This is a genomic window from Sinorhizobium sp. Y406, from assembly GCF_058732025.1.
The window spans coordinates 54,283-70,643 of sequence record NZ_CM178974.1; the positions used below are offsets into that span (position 1 = coordinate 54,283).

At 64.5% G+C, this 16,361-nt stretch carries 14 protein-coding genes; 4 read left to right on the plus strand and 10 right to left on the minus strand.

Annotated features, from left to right (window positions below):
- Positions 1-130: 130 nt before the first annotated feature.
- Together AC4P1R_RS00255 and AC4P1R_RS00260 are read right to left on the minus strand one after the other, a co-directional pair.
- Complete coding sequence (locus tag AC4P1R_RS00255) at positions 131-1,030, minus strand: ribokinase (RefSeq protein ID WP_069459649.1); 900 nt, start codon at positions 1,028-1,030, stop codon at positions 131-133.
- A 50-nt stretch (positions 1,031-1,080) separates the two neighbouring features.
- Positions 1,081-2,286 carry a DNA recombination protein RmuC gene (locus tag AC4P1R_RS00260; RefSeq protein WP_069459648.1) on the minus strand — a complete coding sequence of 402 codons (1,206 nt, stop codon included), beginning with the start codon at positions 2,284-2,286 and terminating at the stop codon, positions 1,081-1,083.
- A 150-nt stretch (positions 2,287-2,436) separates the two neighbouring features.
- Here AC4P1R_RS00260 and def point away from each other — a divergent pair, with 150 nt between their 5' ends.
- From def to truA, 3 genes are all read left to right on the plus strand, one after another.
- Complete coding sequence (gene def / locus AC4P1R_RS00265) at positions 2,437-2,961, plus strand: peptide deformylase (RefSeq protein WP_069459647.1); 525 nt, start codon at positions 2,437-2,439, stop codon at positions 2,959-2,961.
- 83 nt (positions 2,962-3,044) lie between these two features.
- Positions 3,045-3,980 carry a methionyl-tRNA formyltransferase gene (fmt, locus tag AC4P1R_RS00270; protein ID WP_151610760.1) on the plus strand — a complete coding sequence of 312 codons (936 nt, stop codon included), beginning with the start codon at positions 3,045-3,047 and terminating at the stop codon, positions 3,978-3,980.
- Positions 3,980-4,723 (plus strand): tRNA pseudouridine(38-40) synthase TruA, encoded by a 744-nt coding sequence (gene truA / locus AC4P1R_RS00275; protein WP_069459645.1) that lies wholly within the window; start codon positions 3,980-3,982, stop codon positions 4,721-4,723. Before fmt ends, truA begins: the two co-directional genes overlap by 1 nt.
- A gap of 9 nt (positions 4,724-4,732) precedes the next feature.
- Here truA and AC4P1R_RS00280 read toward each other — a convergent pair whose 3' ends face one another.
- The 5 genes from AC4P1R_RS00280 to AC4P1R_RS00300 all read right to left on the minus strand — a co-directional run bounded on the left by AC4P1R_RS00280 (position 4,733) and on the right by AC4P1R_RS00300 (position 11,992).
- Positions 4,733-5,329 (minus strand): hypothetical protein, encoded by a 597-nt coding sequence (locus tag AC4P1R_RS00280; protein WP_069459644.1) that lies wholly within the window; start codon positions 5,327-5,329, stop codon positions 4,733-4,735.
- Positions 5,316-6,509 (minus strand): succinyl-diaminopimelate desuccinylase, encoded by a 1,194-nt coding sequence (gene dapE, locus AC4P1R_RS00285; RefSeq protein WP_069459643.1) that lies wholly within the window; start codon positions 6,507-6,509, stop codon positions 5,316-5,318. Before dapE ends, AC4P1R_RS00280 begins: the two co-directional genes overlap by 14 nt.
- Positions 6,510-6,648: 139 nt before the next feature.
- On the minus strand, positions 6,649-9,834 hold the full coding sequence (locus tag AC4P1R_RS00290) for an efflux RND transporter permease subunit (protein WP_492177276.1): 3,186 nt from the start codon (positions 9,832-9,834) through the stop codon (positions 6,649-6,651).
- Positions 9,835-9,949: 115 nt separating this feature from the next.
- Positions 9,950-11,137 (minus strand): efflux RND transporter periplasmic adaptor subunit, encoded by a 1,188-nt coding sequence (locus tag AC4P1R_RS00295; protein WP_069459641.1) that lies wholly within the window; start codon positions 11,135-11,137, stop codon positions 9,950-9,952.
- Positions 11,138-11,176: 39 nt separating this feature from the next.
- Complete coding sequence (locus AC4P1R_RS00300; RefSeq protein ID WP_069459640.1) at positions 11,177-11,992, minus strand: alpha/beta hydrolase; 816 nt, start codon at positions 11,990-11,992, stop codon at positions 11,177-11,179.
- A gap of 136 nt (positions 11,993-12,128) precedes the next feature.
- On the opposite strand from AC4P1R_RS00300, the gene AC4P1R_RS00305 reads away from it, so the two are divergent.
- Positions 12,129-13,037: a LysR family transcriptional regulator gene (locus AC4P1R_RS00305; RefSeq protein ID WP_151610763.1), complete on the plus strand. Its 909-nt coding sequence runs from the start codon at positions 12,129-12,131 to the stop codon at positions 13,035-13,037.
- Between the two features lie 11 nt (positions 13,038-13,048).
- Here the strand turns inward: AC4P1R_RS00305 and AC4P1R_RS00310 are convergent, their stop codons facing one another.
- The 3 genes from AC4P1R_RS00310 to dapD form a co-directional block, all read right to left on the minus strand.
- Positions 13,049-14,926 carry a DEAD/DEAH box helicase gene (locus AC4P1R_RS00310; RefSeq protein ID WP_225191320.1) on the minus strand — a complete coding sequence of 626 codons (1,878 nt, stop codon included), beginning with the start codon at positions 14,924-14,926 and terminating at the stop codon, positions 13,049-13,051.
- A gap of 148 nt (positions 14,927-15,074) precedes the next feature.
- Positions 15,075-15,458, minus strand: coding sequence for a DUF805 domain-containing protein (locus AC4P1R_RS00315; protein ID WP_069460007.1), 384 nt, complete (start codon positions 15,456-15,458; stop codon positions 15,075-15,077).
- Between the two features lie 2 nt (positions 15,459-15,460).
- Positions 15,461-16,318, minus strand: coding sequence for a 2,3,4,5-tetrahydropyridine-2,6-dicarboxylate N-succinyltransferase (gene dapD, locus AC4P1R_RS00320; protein ID WP_069459637.1), 858 nt, complete (start codon positions 16,316-16,318; stop codon positions 15,461-15,463).
- Positions 16,319-16,361 lie beyond the last annotated feature (43 nt).

Consider the following 16,361-nt stretch of genomic DNA (forward strand, 5'->3'; position numbering starts at 1 on the left):
GCGATCAAAGATTAAGATAGAGGCAACAAATCGGCCAATTCCTGGCCCTCCGGGGATATTCCAGGGTGCAGGCGTCGTTGCCGCGACAGAGCCTGTCCTGATTGCGAATGGCCGAATATCGGCGCTGTCGTCAGAGGCGGACGGCGACCTCGGAGGCGAACGGGATCGCCGGTTGTGCGCCCGGCTTCAGGCAGGCGAGCGACCCGGCGACGGCGGCGCGGCGAAGCGCTTCGGGGAAGAAGAGTCCCGAGTCCAGACTCGCGGCGAGATAGCCGCAGAAGGTGTCGCCGGCACCGACCGTGTCGACGGGCTCGATCGCCAGCCCCTTCGCGCGATGGACCTCGCCATCGTGGATCGCCACGGCGCCGTCGGCGCCCAGCGTAACGATTAGCGTCTGCCCGGTCTCCGCGTGGAGAGCCATCATCGCCGCTTCCCGTTCGGGGCCCGCGATGCCGACCCTGCCGGCGAGCAGTTCGAACTCGGTCTCGTTCGCGATGACGATGTCGGCCATGCGGCCAAGGCGGGCGGCGTCCGGCGTCAGCGGCGCGATGTTGATGACGGAGCGGATCCGGCGCCGCCGGGCTTCGGTCAGTGCCTTCTCCACGGAGGCTGCCGGTATTTCCAGCTGCAGCATCAGCGTGTCGCCGACTGACATCGACTCGACGGCGGCAACGGCATTGCTTGCGCTGACGGTCGCATTGGCACCGGCAACGACGACGATGACATTCTCTCCCTCACCGTCGACCATGATATGTGCGGTACCGGTCGGCTCCACGGCCGTCTTCACAAGGCTGAGATCGGCACCCGCCTCCCTGAGCAGTGCAAGCGCACCTTCGGCAAAGCCGTCCGAGCCGACCGCACCGGCGATGCGCACGGATGCGCCGGCGCGACGGGCGGCCAGCGCCTGGTTGGCGCCCTTGCCCCCGGCGGCGGTGGCAAAGCCCGTCCCGGCAACGGTCTCGCCGGGCTTCGGGAGGCGCGTGGTCGTGGCGATCAGGTCCATGTTGATGGACCCAAGGACAGTGATCATCTGGAACGTGCCCCATCGGTTGCTGATTTGCCGGACAGTGCCCGAGCGCGTCAGTCCTCGTCAACCACTCTGAGCTTCAATTGACCGATACGGCCCTCCATGGACCGTTCGCCCGAACCTTCTTCCTTGCTGCTGCGCGCGGGTGCGGGTGGCGTTTCCAGGTCCAGCGCCTCGATCTTCGCGCCACGGCGCGTCAGCTTGTCGGAGGAGATCAGGATCTCGTCGATATCTTTCTGCGTCAGGGCGAAGTGCCCCTGGAGCTTGCGCACGCGCTCGTCGAGGCGGGATAGATCCTCCATGAGGCGCACGACCTCGCCCTGTATTAGATGCGCCTGCTCGCGCATGCGCGCGTCCTTGAGGATCGCCTGGATGACCTGGATCGAAAGGAGCAGCAACGACGGCGAGACGATGACGACGCGCTGGCGATGGGCCTTCTGCACGACCGTCTCGAAATGCTCGTGGACCTCAGCGAAGATCGATTCGGATGGGACGAAGAGAAACGCGGTCTCCTGCGTTTCTCCGGAGAGCAGGTATTTGCCGGCGATATCGCGGATATGGACTTCCATGTCGCGGCGAAAGGCCTGCGCGGCCTGCTGGCGCCGCTCGGCACTCTCGGCATCGCGCATGGCGTTCCAGGCCTCCAGCGGGAATTTCGCATCGATCACGAGCGGCGGCTGATCGTTCGGCATGCGGATGACGCAATCAGGCCGTGCGCCGTTGGAGAGCGTCGCCTGGAAGATGTAAGCGCCGATCGGCAGCCCATCCGCGACGATCGCCTCCATGCGCGACTGGCCGAAGGCGCCGCGCGTCTGCTTGTTGGAAAGGATGCTCTGCAGCCCGGCCATGTCCTTGGCGAGCGCCTGGATGTTGTTCTGGGCGCTGTCGATGACGGCCAGCCGCTCCTGCAGCCGCCGAAGATTTTCGTGGGTTGCCTTGGTCTGCTCGCTGATCGAGGCACCGATCCGGTGCGTCATCCCGTCGATCCGCTGACTGAGCGATTGGTTGAGCTCAGCCTGTCGGGCGCCGAAGACGTCCGCCATCGCTGCGATCCGTCCCTGCATTTCGGTCTGTGCCGCAAGCAGCGACGCAATCTGCTCGGCGCGCTCGTCCGCGCGAAGCGCACGGGCACGGCCCGCGGCCATGATCGCCAGGAGTGCGATCAGCAGGGCGGCAGCGGTGACAAAATAGCCTGCCGTGATGGGCAGGGCGCCGAGTTGAAACAGCGGCTGGTCGAAGGAAAAGGCGACGGGCTCCATGGCCGCAGCCTAACAGATTCGTTTCCGATGGCCAGATCAAAACGAGAACAAAGAAAAGTCGCGCCTTGGCGGGAGCCGATCGGGTGGCCATCCGGACCGCAATCGGCAAATTCCTTGCGCCCGAGCGGAAAGATCGGTTATGGGAGCGGCATGACGATCAAGCCGCTTATCATCCTTCCCGATCCCATTCTGCGCCAGATGTCGGCGCCGGTGGAGACCATCGACGACGAGGTCCGCCGCCTTGCCGACGATATGCTCGAGACCATGTACGATGCTCCTGGCATCGGCCTTGCGGCCATCCAGATCGGCTTGCCGAGGCGCCTTTTGGTGCTGGATGTCACCAAGGAGGGCGAGGAGAGAAAGCCGCTCGTCTTCATCAATCCCAAGGTCGTCCGCTACTCCGAGGAGCGCTCGGTCTACGAGGAAGGCTGCCTGTCGATTCCGGACTATTACGCCGAAGTTGAGCGCCCGGCGGCGATCACCGTCGAATATCTCGACCGTGACGGCAAGCAGCAGAGCATCGAGGCCGACGGGCTGCTTGCCACTTGCCTGCAGCATGAGATCGATCACTTGAACGGGGTGCTCTTCATCGACCATATCTCCAAGCTCAAGCGCGATATGGTGATCCGCAAGTTCACCAAGGCTGCCAAGGTACGCGGAAGCCGGGCGATCTGACGGCTCCGATGCAACCGGCATGAAGGATCGGCGCTTGAGCACGACGCCGTTTCGGGCAATCGAGAGATACGGAGTACACCGACTTGCCGCTGCGCATCATCTTCATGGGCACACCGGACTTTGCCGTTCCGACGCTGGCGGCGCTCGCAGAAGCCGGGCATGAGGTCGTCGCCGTCTACACCCAGCCGCCGCGTCCCGGTGGCCGGCGTGGCCTCGATCTTCAGAAGTCGCCGGTGCACCAGGCGGCGGAGCTACTGGGCGCGCCGGTGTTGACGCCTGTCGACTTCAAGGATCCGGCCGATCGGCAGCGTTTTCGCGGCTTCGATGCCGATGTCGCCGTCGTCGTCGCCTATGGGCTCTTGCTGCCGGAGGAGATTCTCTCGGGCACGCGCCATGGCTGCTACAACGGCCATGCCTCGCTCCTTCCGCGCTGGCGGGGTGCGGCCCCGATCCAGCGCGCCATCATGGCCGGCGACAGCGAGACCGGCATGATGGTGATGAAAATGGACAAGGGGCTCGACACCGGCCCCGTCGCGCTGACGAAGCGCGTTGCGATCGGCGAGGCAATGACGGCCGGCGAGCTGCACGACAGGCTGATGCATGTCGGCGCGAGCCTGATGAAGGAAGCGATGGCGAAGCTCGAGGCGGGCGATTTGACGCTGACGCCGCAGCCGGAAGAGGGCGTCGTCTACGCCGCCAAGATCACCAAGGACGAGACACGCATCGATTTTTCGAAGCCCGCGCGCGAGGTCCACAACCATATTCGCGGCCTTTCGCCCTTTCCGGGCGCCTGGTTCGAACTCGTGACCGCCGGCCGTATCGAACGCACCAAGGTTTTGGGATCGGAACTTGCCGAAGGAACCGGCAAGCCCGGCACTGTGCTCGACGAAGCATTGACGATCGCCTGCAGCGAAGGGGCCGTGCGGCCGACGCGCTTGCAGCGGGCGGGCGGCAAGGCGCTTCCCACGGCCGAGTTCCTGCGCGGCACGCCCGTTGCGACCGGCTCGAGGATCGCCTGATGCCGCGCTATCGCCTGACTGTCGAATATGACGGCTCCGGCTATGTCGGCTGGCAGCGGCAGGAGAACGGCCGTTCAGTGCAGGGCGCGATCGAGAAGGCGGTGCTGTCGCTGACCGGCGAGATCGTCTCGATCCGCGGCGCCGGGCGCACTGATTCCGGCGTTCATGCAATCGGCCAGGTGGCGCATGTAGATCTGGGGCGCGAATGGAAGAGCCACACGCTGCGCAACGCGTTGAACGCCCACCTGACGCTCGCTGGCGATAGGGTCTCGATCCTCGATGCGGCGGACGTGCCGCCGGATTTCGACGCGCGCTTTTCCGCCGTCCGCCGCCACTATCTCTACCGCATCATTTCCCGCCGTTCGCCGCTGGCGCTCGAGGCAAGGCGCGCCTGGTGGGTGCCGAAGACGCTCGACCATGAGGCGATGCAGGAGGCGGCCCAGCGGCTCGTCGGCCATCACGATTTCACCACTTTCCGCTCGGCCCATTGTCAGGCGACGAGCGCTCTCCGTACGCTCGATCGGCTGGATGTCACCCGCAACGGTGAACTCATCGAGATCCGGGCGAGTGCGCAGAGCTTCCTGCATAACCAGATCCGCTCCTTCGCCGGCTCGCTGAAACTCGTCGGCGAGGGCAAATGGACGCCGGAAGCTCTGCAGGCGGCACTCGAAGCGCGGGACCGCAAGGCTTGCGGTCCTGTCGCGCCGCCCGACGGCCTTTACTTCCTGCAGGTGGACTACTGAACCGTGGGTTCAACCCGGTACCAGGCCGAAGAGATGCTGCAGATATTGTCCGACCATCATCGAAGGCAGCAGGAACAGCCCCGTCAGCGCTGCGGCGAGCAGGTTCTCATTGCCGGTGATCGTGCGCAGCAGCCGGAAGAGCAGGGCGATGCTGGCGAAGAGCACGATCAGCCACAGGAATGCGGTCACCTGCTGGCTTCCTCGCGTAAGGAGCAGGATCGCGGCCGGCACAGCCATCGCATAGGAGAGGGGCACAGACAGCCAGTTGCTGGTGACGATCACCGGCACCACGAGACCGGCGAAGCCGAGCGGCCGTGAAAGGACGACGATCAGCAGGATCGGCACGAGCCAGCTTGCGAGATCGACGATGAAGAGCTTGAGGAAAAAGCTGCCGCCGACGGTGGTGCCGCTCGGCATTGCGGAAAGATAGTAGAGACGCCAGGAGGCCCAGGTCACCGCCATGGCAGGCAGCGACCAGAGGATCGCCGCGAAGGAGCGCCACAGGCCGCGTTCGCTGATGTCCAGCCAGCCATAGCCTTCGCGCTTGCCGAGGATCAGCAGCCAAAGTCCCTTGACGTAGGAGAGGACCTCTTCAAGCGACGGCATGGCCGAACCAGCGGGCTATGAAGGATTCATAAATATTGGTGAGCGTCTCGAGATCGGCGACTGCGACGCGCTCATCGACCATGTGCATCGTCTGCCCGACGAGGCCGAATTCGACGACCGGGCAATAATCCTTGATGAAGCGTGCATCCGAGGTGCCGCCGGTGGTGGAGAGTTTGGGTCGGCGTCCGGTGACGCTTTCGACTGCGCCCGAAAGCGACTCGATCAGCGCATCGTTGCGGGTCAGAAAAACATGGCTCGGGCGTTCGTTCCAGACGATTTCATAGCTGACCGGCGCCCGGCCGGGTCTGAGCCTGTCGTCCTTAGCGGCCTCGTCGAGCCGCGAGACGATCTCTGCCTTCAGGCTCTCGACCGTCCAGCTATCATTGAAACGGATGTTGAAAGCAGCACTTGCCTTGGCGGGAATGACATTCACGGCGACATTTCCGACATCGACCGTCGTCACTTCCAGGTTGGACGACTGGAAATTCTCCGTGCCCTTGTCGAAGGGCGGGTGCATGAGCGCCTGGACGAGCTGAACGACACCGCGCACCGGATTGTCGGCGAGGTGCGGATAGGCGGCATGTCCCTGAACGCCATGGACGGTGATCCGGCCGGAAAGGGAACCGCGGCGACCGATCTTGATCATCTCGCCGAGCGCATCGGGATTGGTGGGTTCGCCGACGAGGCAGGCGTCCCAGCGCTCGCCTTTGCCTGCCGCCCATTCGAGCAGCTTCACCGTGCCGTTGATCGCAGGACCTTCCTCGTCACCGGTGATCAGGAAGGAAACGGAACCCTGCGGCGGCCCATGCGTCTCAATGTGACGGGCAACCGCTGCCACGAAGCAGGCGATGCCGCCCTTCATGTCGACGGCGCCGCGGCCATACATCTCGCCGCCGGCGATCTCGGCGGAGAACGGGCCATGGCTCCATGCGGCCTCGTCGCCGACCGGGACCACATCCGTGTGGCCGGCGAACATCAGATGCGGACCTTGCGTTCCGAGCCGTGCATAGAGGTTCTCGATATCCGGCGTCCCGGCCTCTTGCGCGACCATCCGGTCGACCTTGAAGCCGAGCGGCGAAAGCATCGCTTCGAGCGTAGCGAGCGCCCCGCCCTCGGTCGGAGTTACCGACGGGCAGCGGATGAGGGTGGCGAGATTGGAGATCGGATCGGTCGGAAACATGGAGCGGAATGCCTGCGGTGCCGGTGGGCCAATGGAGGAATTGCTGGTTTATCCGATCGATTTCGAGCTGTCACGCAGTCATGGAATCGAAAACGGGCCGGACGATCGTCCGGCCCGCTTCCATCCTGATCGGACAAGCCTATTCGCCCGGGGCGAGATGCGGCGCTTCGATCCGGGCTCCCGCATGCTTCAGCGGCCTTTCGCCCGAGAGCTTGCGGATCAGCACATAGAAGACCGGTGTCATGAAGATGCCGAAGGCCGTAACGCCGATCATGCCGGCAAAGACCGCGATGCCCATGGCCGAGCGCATTTCCGCGCCGGCGCCGGTGGAGGTGACGAGCGGCACGACGCCCATGATGAAGGCCATGGAGGTCATCAGGATCGGCCGGAGCCGAAGCCGGCTCGCCTCGATCGCGGCGCTGACGGCATTCCTGCCGGAGAGCTCGAGTTCGCGGGCGAACTCGACGATCAGGATCGCGTTCTTCGCCGATAGCCCCACAAGCACGATCAGACCGATCTGCGTGAAGACGTTGTTGTCGCCACCCGTTAGCCAAACGCCCGCCAGCGCCGCCATGATGCCCATCGGCACGATGAGGATGATGGCGATCGGTAGCATCAGGCTCTCGTATTGCGCGGCGAGCACGAGATAGACGAGCAGCAGCGCCAATGGGAAGATGAGGATGCCTGAATTGCCGGCGAGGATCTGCTGGTAGGTCAGATCCGTCCACTCGAAGCTGATGCCGGGCGGCAGCGTTTCCGCCGCGATCCGCTCGACCGCCGCCTGCGCCTGGCCCGAGGAGAAGCCCGGAGCCGGCCCGCCATTGATGTCGGCGGCGAGGAAGCCGTTATAGCGGATTGCCCGCTCGGCGCCCACCGTCTGCTCGACCTTGAGGAGCGCCGAGAGCGGGATCATCTCGCCCGAGGCCGAACGTACCTTCAGCTTGCCGATGTCGTCCGCATGGCTGCGGTAGCTCGCATCCGCCTGGATCCGCACGCTGTAGGTCCGGCCGAAGGCGTTGAAATCGTTGACGTACAGCGAGCCCAGATAGATCTGCAGCGTCTCGAAGACGTCCGTCACCGCCACGCCAAGCTGGCGCGCCTTGGTGCGGTCGAGGTCGGCATAGAGCTGCGGCACATTGATCTGGTAGCTCGAATAGAGTCCAGCCAACTCCGGCGCTTGCATCGCCTTGCCCAGGAAAGCCTTCGCGGCATCGTCGAGGGCCCGGTAGCCGAGGCCGTTCCTGTCCTCGATCTGCAGCTTGAAACCGCCCGTCGTGCCGAGGCCTTGGACCGGCGGCGGCGGGAACATGGCAATGAAGGCATCCTGGATCGCCCCGAATTGCTGGTTCAGCTGCATGGCGATCGCACCGCCGGAAAGCTCGGGCGTCGTGCGCTCCTCGAAGGGCTTTAGGGAGACGAAGACGATGCCGGAATTCGAAGAATTCGTGAAGCCGTTGATCGAAAGGCCGGGGAAGGCGATGGCATGCTCGATGCCCGGATGCTTCATCGCGATGTCGCTCATGCGGCGAATCACGTCCTCCGTACGGTCGAGTGTGGCCGCATCCGGCAGCTGCGCGAACCCGATCAGATACTGCTTGTCCTGCGCCGGCACGAAACCGCCGGGGACGGAGCGGAACAGGACGAGCGTGACACCGAGAAGCACGACATAGACGCCCATGATCAGCGACTTGCGCGTGAGAATACCGCCGACCCCTCGGCCATAGGCCCCGGAGCTCGCTCCGAAGAAGCGGTTGAAGCCGCGGAAGAACCAGCCGAAGGCCTTGTCCATCGCCCGCGTCAGCAGATCCTTCGGCGCACGATGATCCTTGAGCAGAAGCGCGGCGAGCGCCGGCGAGAGCGTCAGGGAGTTGAAGGCGGAGATCACAGTCGAGATCGCGATGGTCAGTGCGAACTGGCGGTAGAACTGGCCGGTGAGCCCGGTGATGAAGGCGAGCGGCACGAAGACCGCAACCAGCACTAGGGCGATCGCGATGATCGGACCGGAGACCTCCTGCATGGCGCGATAGGTGGCCTGGACCGGAGACAAGCCCTGCTCGATGTTGCGCTCGACGTTCTCGACGACTACGATCGCGTCATCCACGACGATGCCGATCGCCAGCACCAGTCCGAAGAGGCTCAGCGCGTTGATCGAGAACCCGAAGACATACATAACCGCGAAGGTGCCGACGATCGAGACGGGAACGGCGACGAGCGGGATGACGGAGGCGCGCCAGGTCTGCAGGAAGACGATCACCACGAGCACCACCAGCGCGATCGCCTCGAGCAGGGTGTGTACCACCGATTCGATCGACGCCCGGACAAACTGCGTCGTATCGTAGACGATCTCGTAATCGACGCCTTCCGGCATGGTCTGCTTCAGTTCGGCCATGACCTTGTGGACGTTCTCGGAAATCTGGATGGCGTTCGAACCCGGGGCCTGGAAAACGCCCATGCCGACGGCGGCGCTGTTGTCGAGGAGCGAGCGCAGCGAGTAGTCGGCAGCACCCATCTCGATGCGCGCGACGTCGCCAAGACGCGTGATCTCGCCATTGGCGCCGGACTTGACGACGATCTCGGCGAAGTCCTCGGGCGTTTTCAGACGCCCTTGCGCATTGACCGAGAGCTGCAGGTCGAGCCCTGGGACGGAGGGCGAGGCGCCGATTACGCCGGCGGCCGCCTGGACGTTCTGCCCGCGGATGGCATTGGCGATGTCGCTCGCCGCAAGCCCGCGCGCGGCGGCCTTTTCCGGGTCGATCCAGACACGCATCGAATAGTCGCCGCCGCCGAAGATCTGCACCTGGCCGACGCCCTCGACCCGCGCCAGCCGATCCTTCACCTTGAGCACGCCGTAGTTGCGCAGATAGTTGATGTCGTATTGCCCGTTCGGCGAAATGAGATGCACGACGAGCGTCAGGTCGGGCGAGCTCTTGACGGTAGTGACACCGAGGCGGCGCACCTCCTCCGGCAACCGCGGCTCGGCCTGCGATACGCGGTTCTGCACCAGCTGTTGCGCCTGGTCCGGATCGGTGCCGAGTTCGAAGGTGACGGTCAGCGTCATCAGTCCGTCGGCAGTCGCCTGGCTCTGCATGTAGAGCATGCCCTCGACGCCGTTGATCTGCTCTTCGAGCGGTGTCGCGACAGTCTCGGCGATAACGGCGGGGTTGGCGCCGGGATACTGGGCGCGAACGACGATCTGCGGGGGCACCACCTCCGGGTATTCGGAGATGGGCAGGCCGGTCATGCCGATCAGGCCCGCGACGAAGATCAGGACGGAGAGAACGCCCGCGAAGACCGGGCGGTCGACGAAAAAGCGTGAGAAGTTCATGTCATCCCCCTTTGGGACAAGTCAGGCACGCGGCGGGGCTTTTGCGGACAAGAATGCTTGTCCGCCGGCTCGGCGCATGCAGATTTGTGTTCGGACGCCCCCTTGGGACGATAGGCTATGGCTTGGCGATCGACGCCGTCGTTTGCTCGACCGGCTGCGGCGCGACGATCACGCCGGGGCGCACGCGCTGCAGCCCGTTGACAACGATGGTCTCGCCGGGAGCCAGGCCGTTCTCGACGATTCTCAGGCCATCGGCGGTCGGGCCGAGTGTCACCTGCCGGTATTCGACCGTGTTGTCGGGGCCGACGACCAGCACGAATTTCTTGTCCTGGTCCGATCCGATCGCGCGATCGCTGATCACCAGCTTCTCCCCCGGCTCCGGGTCGCCGATGCGGATGCGGACGAACTGGCCCGGGATCAAACGCCCGTCGGCATTGGCGAGCGCCGCACGGAGACGGATGGTGCCGGTCGCCGCGTCCACTTCATTGTCGATCAGCTGGATGTGGCCTTCGATCGGCGTGCCCTCGTCGGCGGCGGTGCCGATCTGGACCGGAATGCGCTCGATTGCATCCGTTCCGGAAAGCTTGGCAAGTGTGGCGGCGGCGACTTCCTCGTTGACGTTGAAGCTCGCATAGATCGGATCGATCGAGACGATTGTCGTCAACACCGGCGAAGCCGTGCCGGCTGCAACGAGATTGCCGGCCGTCACCTCGAGCGCTCCGACGCGCCCGGTAATCGGTGCCCGCACCTCCGTATACTGCAGGTCGAGCTGCGCGGAACGGAGCGCCGCCTTGGCCGATCGGACATTCGCCTGCGCCTCGTCATAAGCGCTTAGCCTCTGATCCACGCCGCTTTGCGGGATCGCATTGGTGGCAACGAGCTTGCGACCGCGCTCGAGCTCGGTGTTTGCAAGCGCAACCCTTGCTTCTGCGGCCGCGACCTCCGCCTCGGCGCGCTCGACGGCGGCGGCATAGGGCGCGGGATCGATCGTCAGGAGCAGGTCGCCCTTCTCGACCAGCGCCCCCTCGCGGAAGTTGGCACTCAGGATAGCGCCGCCGACGCGGGGGCGAATCTCGACTCGCTCAATCGCTTCAAGACGACCCGAGAAGCTCTCCCAGGTCGTGATCCGGCGCGTCTCCGCCTTGGCAACGGAAACAGGGATTGCCTGCGGTGCCGCCGCGGCCGTGGCGTCCGCCTGGGATCGGGTGGGCAGGCCGAATACAACAGCGGCACCGCCGGTGATGGACAACAGGATACTGAGGCCGGCACCCCAAAGGGCCCGGCGGGCAATGGTCGACGTCATGTTTTCTCCTTGCCGGTTGGGAGCCGGCTTTGGTTTCGATTACTGCCTGGTCGGCTTCGCCCCCGCCGCTTGAAAGAAGCGGGAGAAAAGGCCGGAAATGATTTCTTGCTGCGAAAGCCAGTGATGCTCGGCCGTGCCATTCGCCGTCAGCCAGGCTGCGCGCCCCGGCAGCAGGTGGAACTCGACCCGAACATCGGCCTTGCGCAGCCGCTCGGCGTAGGCCTCGGCCTCGTCACGCATCGGACATTCCTCGCTGGTGATGATCAGCGCCGGAACAAGACCGCCAAGCCGCGTGCAATGGCCGGGCGCCGCATAGGGGTGGGTCAGGCCGCTGTCTTCGCCGAGATATTGCTGCCAGCCGTTAGCGATCGACTGCGCCGAGCTCTGCGGACAGAACTTGCGGAACGACGGCGTAGCGAGACATGGATCGAGCAGCGGCGAGAGGAGAATCTGACCCTTGAGATCGGTCAGGTACTGGTCCCGCGCCATCAGTGCCAGACCGGCCGCAAGATTGCCGCCCGCCTCCTCGCCGGCGACGAACAGCATCGATTTCTTGTGCGCGAATTGCGGGCAGCGGCCACGCATCGACGCGAGCATCGAATAGGCGACGTCGATCGCCGCAGGGAATGGATTGAGACAGGCGGAGGGATAGTCAGGCGCGACGACGACGGCGCCGGCGGCGGCCAATGCAGTCGCCACCTTTTCGCCTGCGGCGACCGTCTCTCCGACAAAGCTCCCGCCGTGAAGGTGCAGCACGACCGGCGGCGGCGACAGCAGGGACTCGCCGCGATAGACGCGCGCACCGCACGAACCGCGGTGCGTTTGCATCGTCTCTTCGGTAAAATGCGTCTCCATCTCTTGCCTCCGCGCTGGGTGAATCCCTAAATGAGGGACAACCCGCGATATTCCAATCATACCATTGTCTTTCGTTTGGAATAGTCCGTAGAATTCGACTACACTATTCGGTATTTCGAACAATTCGGTTGTTGAAATGGATCAGCTCACGGCCATGCGCGTGTTTCTACGGGTGGTGGAAACCGGTAATTTCACTCGCGCTTCCGCCTCCCTCAACATGCCTAAAGCAACAGTCACCAATCTGATCCAGGGCCTGGAGGCGCATCTGCGCACCAAGCTTCTGAACCGCACGACCCGGCGGGTGCTGGTGACGCCAGACGGCGCTCTCTACTACGAACGCGCCGCCCGCCTCCTCTCCGACCTCGACGAACTGGACGGCAGCCTGTCGACTGCGCAAAGACTGCCCAAGGGGCGGCTGCGGGTAGAAACGGCGAGCGCCTTTGCCAACCTGATCATCATCCCGGCGCTACCCGAATTTCACAGGAAATATCCGGATATCCAGATCGATCTCGGCGTTTCCGACCGTACCGTCGATTATCTCGCGGAGAATGTCGACTGCGCCATCCGTGCCGGCACGCTGACGGACCAGTCGCTGATTGCCCGCCGCATCACGGAAATGAAGTTCATATCTTGCGCTTCGCCGGATTTTCTCGGCCGGCACGCGATGCCCGGACATCCGACCGATCTCGAGAAGAATTGCTATGTCGTCGGCTATTTCCTGCCGAAGACGGGGCGGCAGATGCCGTTCCATTTCCGCCGAGGCAATGAAGAGATCGAAGTAAACGGCCGTTATGTCGTGGCCGCCAACGAATCGACGAGCTATCTCGCCGCCGCCCGCGCAGGCCTTGGCATCATCCAGGCGCCGCTATTCATGGTGCGCGGCGATCTCCGCGCCGGCACTCTCATCCCGGTGCTCCCCGATTGGGAGATCGACCCGACGCCCATCTATCTCGTCTATCCGCCGAACCGGCACCTGAGCAGCCGCCTGCGTGTCTTCGCCGATTGGGTAGTGAAGGCAGTGGCGCAGGCGCAGATGGAGGGCTGAATCAAACCGGCCTATCGCTGCTGCGGCTTGTTGGGTTTGGATTTTGGCTTGAAGCCGCCGCGCTCTTTTTGGGCGCCCGGATAGGATTTCTTCTTGCCAGGCAGTGTCTCTCCGGGCCTCTCTGGGCGGATCTCCTGCCCCGGGTTCTTTTTGCCTTTGTGCCCCGGCTTGAACTCTGACGCTTCGCGCTCCACCCGTGGAGGCCGTTTTCTTGTGAACTCCGCCTTGTCCGACGATGGCCGAGAGAAGTCCGGCGTGCCTGTCAGCGGTGTGACGCGGATGCTCTTTTCCAGTGTGCGACCGGGGCCGATTGCCTCCAGCAAACTTTCCGCGCCGTCCGCCGACAGTTCGACAAAGGTCTCCTGCGGCTGCAGGCGGATCGCGCCGATCTGGCGCTTGGAAAGCCCGCCCTGGCGGCAAAGCATGGGGATCAGCCAGCGCGGCTCGGCGTTCTGCTTGCGTCCGACCGAAAGCGCGAACCAGCGGCCGTCGGGGAAATCCGGCCGAACCGGCGCCGCGTCGTCGCGCAGCGAAAAAGGACCGTCCTGCCTGGTTTTCCGGCGATCGTCGGCGAGGGACACTTCCGAGAGGTCCTCCGGTGCAGACCGTCGGGCGCGGAACTGGCGCAGGAAAGCGGCAGCCAGTCTTTCCGCACCCTGACGCTCGATCAGCGCCTGCACGATTGCCCGTTCGTCGTCGCGCAATGGCTCGTCGAAGGCGGCATCGGCAAGAAGGCGCTCCTCGTCGCGTCGCGTCACCTCGTCGGCCGAGGGCGGTTTCGCCCAGGTTGCGGTGATGCGTGCGCTTTCGAGCAGCCGCTCCGCCCGCCGGCGTGCGTTGACCGGTACGATCAGCGCGCTCACGCCCTTTTGCCCCGCCCGGCCGGTACGACCGCTGCGATGCAGCAGCGTATCCGGGTTGGTCGGCAGGTCGGCATGGATGACGAGTTCGAGCCCCGGCAGGTCGATGCCGCGCGCGGCGACATCGGTCGCGATGCAGACGCGGGCGCGTCCGTCACGCATCGCCTGGAGCGCATGGGTACGCTCGTTCTGGCTGAGTTCCCCCGAAAGGGCCACCACCGAGAAACCGCGATTGTTGAAGCGGGCCGTCAGATGGTTGACCGCAGCGCGTGTCGAACAGAAGACGATTGCGTTGCGCGCCTCGTAAAAGCGCAGCACGTTGATGATGGCGTTCTCGCGGTCGCTCGGGACGACGAGAAGGGACCGATACTCGATGTCGCCATGCTGCTTCTCTTCCGAAGCGATGCCGATGCGCACGGCGTCGCGCTGGTAGTTTTTGGCGAGCGTCGCGATCGCGCGCGGCACGGTCGCGGAGAACATCAGCGTCCGCCGCTCGGCCGGCGCCGCCTCGAGGATAAACTCCAGATCTTCGCGGAAGCCGAGATCGAGCATCTCGTCGGCCTCGTCCAGAACCACGGCCCGCAGAGCCGAAATGTCGAGAGAGTCGCGGCGGATGTGGTCGCAGAGCCGGCCGGGCGTCCCGACGACGATATGCGCGCCGCGCTCAAGCGCCCGCCGCTCGCTGCGGATATCCATGCCGCCGACGCAGGAGGCGATCGTTGCGCCCGCCGGCGCATAGAGCCATTCGAGCTCGCGCTTGACCTGCAGCGCCAATTCGCGCGTCGGTGCGATGACGAGCGCCAGCGGTGCAGCCGGCCCGCCGAACTGCTTCGCCTCGTCAAGCAGGGTCGGGGCCATCGCCAGGCCGAAGGCAACGGTTTTGCCGGATCCGGTCCGGGCGGAAACCAGGACATCGCTGCCCTCGATCGCCGGGTCGAGCATTGCCTGTTGGACGGGCGTCAGCGTTTCGTAACCGCGTTTTGCCAACGCCTCGGCGATCGCCGGCGCGATCCCTTCGAATTCTTTCATGTCTCGTCTTTCGGATTTCGGTCTTCGCGCCGAGAGACGAGCGAGCCCTTGAACAGGTCGTCATCAGGCGTCGATTGCCGCGGCCAACACGTCGCGGCCAGTTCAATTGGGCCGCTACATACGCGCTGGCAGCACGAATGTACAGGGGCTAACGTCTGGGGGCGTTTCGGTCCCCGCCGAACTCGTTGGCGCCCTGGGAGCCCGGCCAAAGACAGAGGGCGATGAAGACGATCGGGCTCAAGACCGGAATGAAGAGGCAGAGCGCCAGCGGGCCGGGATAGCCGATATCGTGCAGACGTTTGATCGCCAGCATGACCAGCGAGACGGTCGACAGGAATCCGGAAGCGACCAGCGCCAGCGTCCAGAGCGTCAGAGCCGCGTCCTGGCCCTCATATTTCAAGACCTGCGCCAGCAGGAAACCGCCCGTGAAGAGCCAGAAAAGCCAGGAGAGCAAGAACGGCAGGCGGCCGATCCGGCCGGAGGGGCTGAAGAACAGCCAGGTCATACTCGGCTGCCGCCCCTCCTCCGCCATCATCAGTCCCGGAGAAGTTCGTTGATGCCGGTCTTCGAACGGGTCTTCTCATCGACCCGCTTGACGATGACGGCGCAATAGAGGTTCGGGGCCGGCTGGCCGTTGGCCATGGTCGAGCCCGAGGGCATGGAGCCTGCGACGACCACGGAATAGGGCGGCACTTCGCCGTACATCACTTCGCCCGTGGCGCGGTCGACGATTTTGGTCGACTTGCCGATGAAGACGCCCATGCCGAGTACCGAGCCTTCACGGACGATGCAGCCTTCGACAACCTCGGAGCGGGCACCGATGAAGCAATTGTCCTCGATGATGGTCGGACCGGCCTGCATCGGCTCGAGCACGCCGCCGATGCCGACGCCGCCCGAAAGATGCACGTTCTTGCCGATCTGGGCGCAGGAGCCGACGGTCGCCCAGGTGTCCACCATCGTCCCTTCACCGACGTAGGCGCCGAGATTGACGAAGGAGGGCATCAGGACTGCGTTCGGCGCGATATAGGCGGAACGGCGGACGACACAGTTCGGCACGGCGCGAAAGCCGGCCTTCTCAAATTCGTTGACGCTCCAGCCGTCGAACTTCGAGGGAACCTTGTCCCACCAGACCGAGTCGCCCGGACCGCCCTTGACGAGTTCCATCGGGTTCAGCCGAAAAGACAGCAGAACGGCTTTCTTGAGCCACTGATTGACCGTCCAGGTGCCGTCTTCGCCCCGCTCGGCCACACGCACCTTGCCGCTGTCGAGCAGATTGAGCGCCGTTTCCACCGCGTTGCGGATCACCCCGCGCGTGCCGGTGTTGACGGCCTCGCGATCTTCGAAGGCGGTCTCGATCGTCTGCGATAGGGAGGCGAGGTCGTGGTTCGTCATCGGAATTCCTTATTGGTCAGCGGTTGTCCAGCAAGCTCTACTG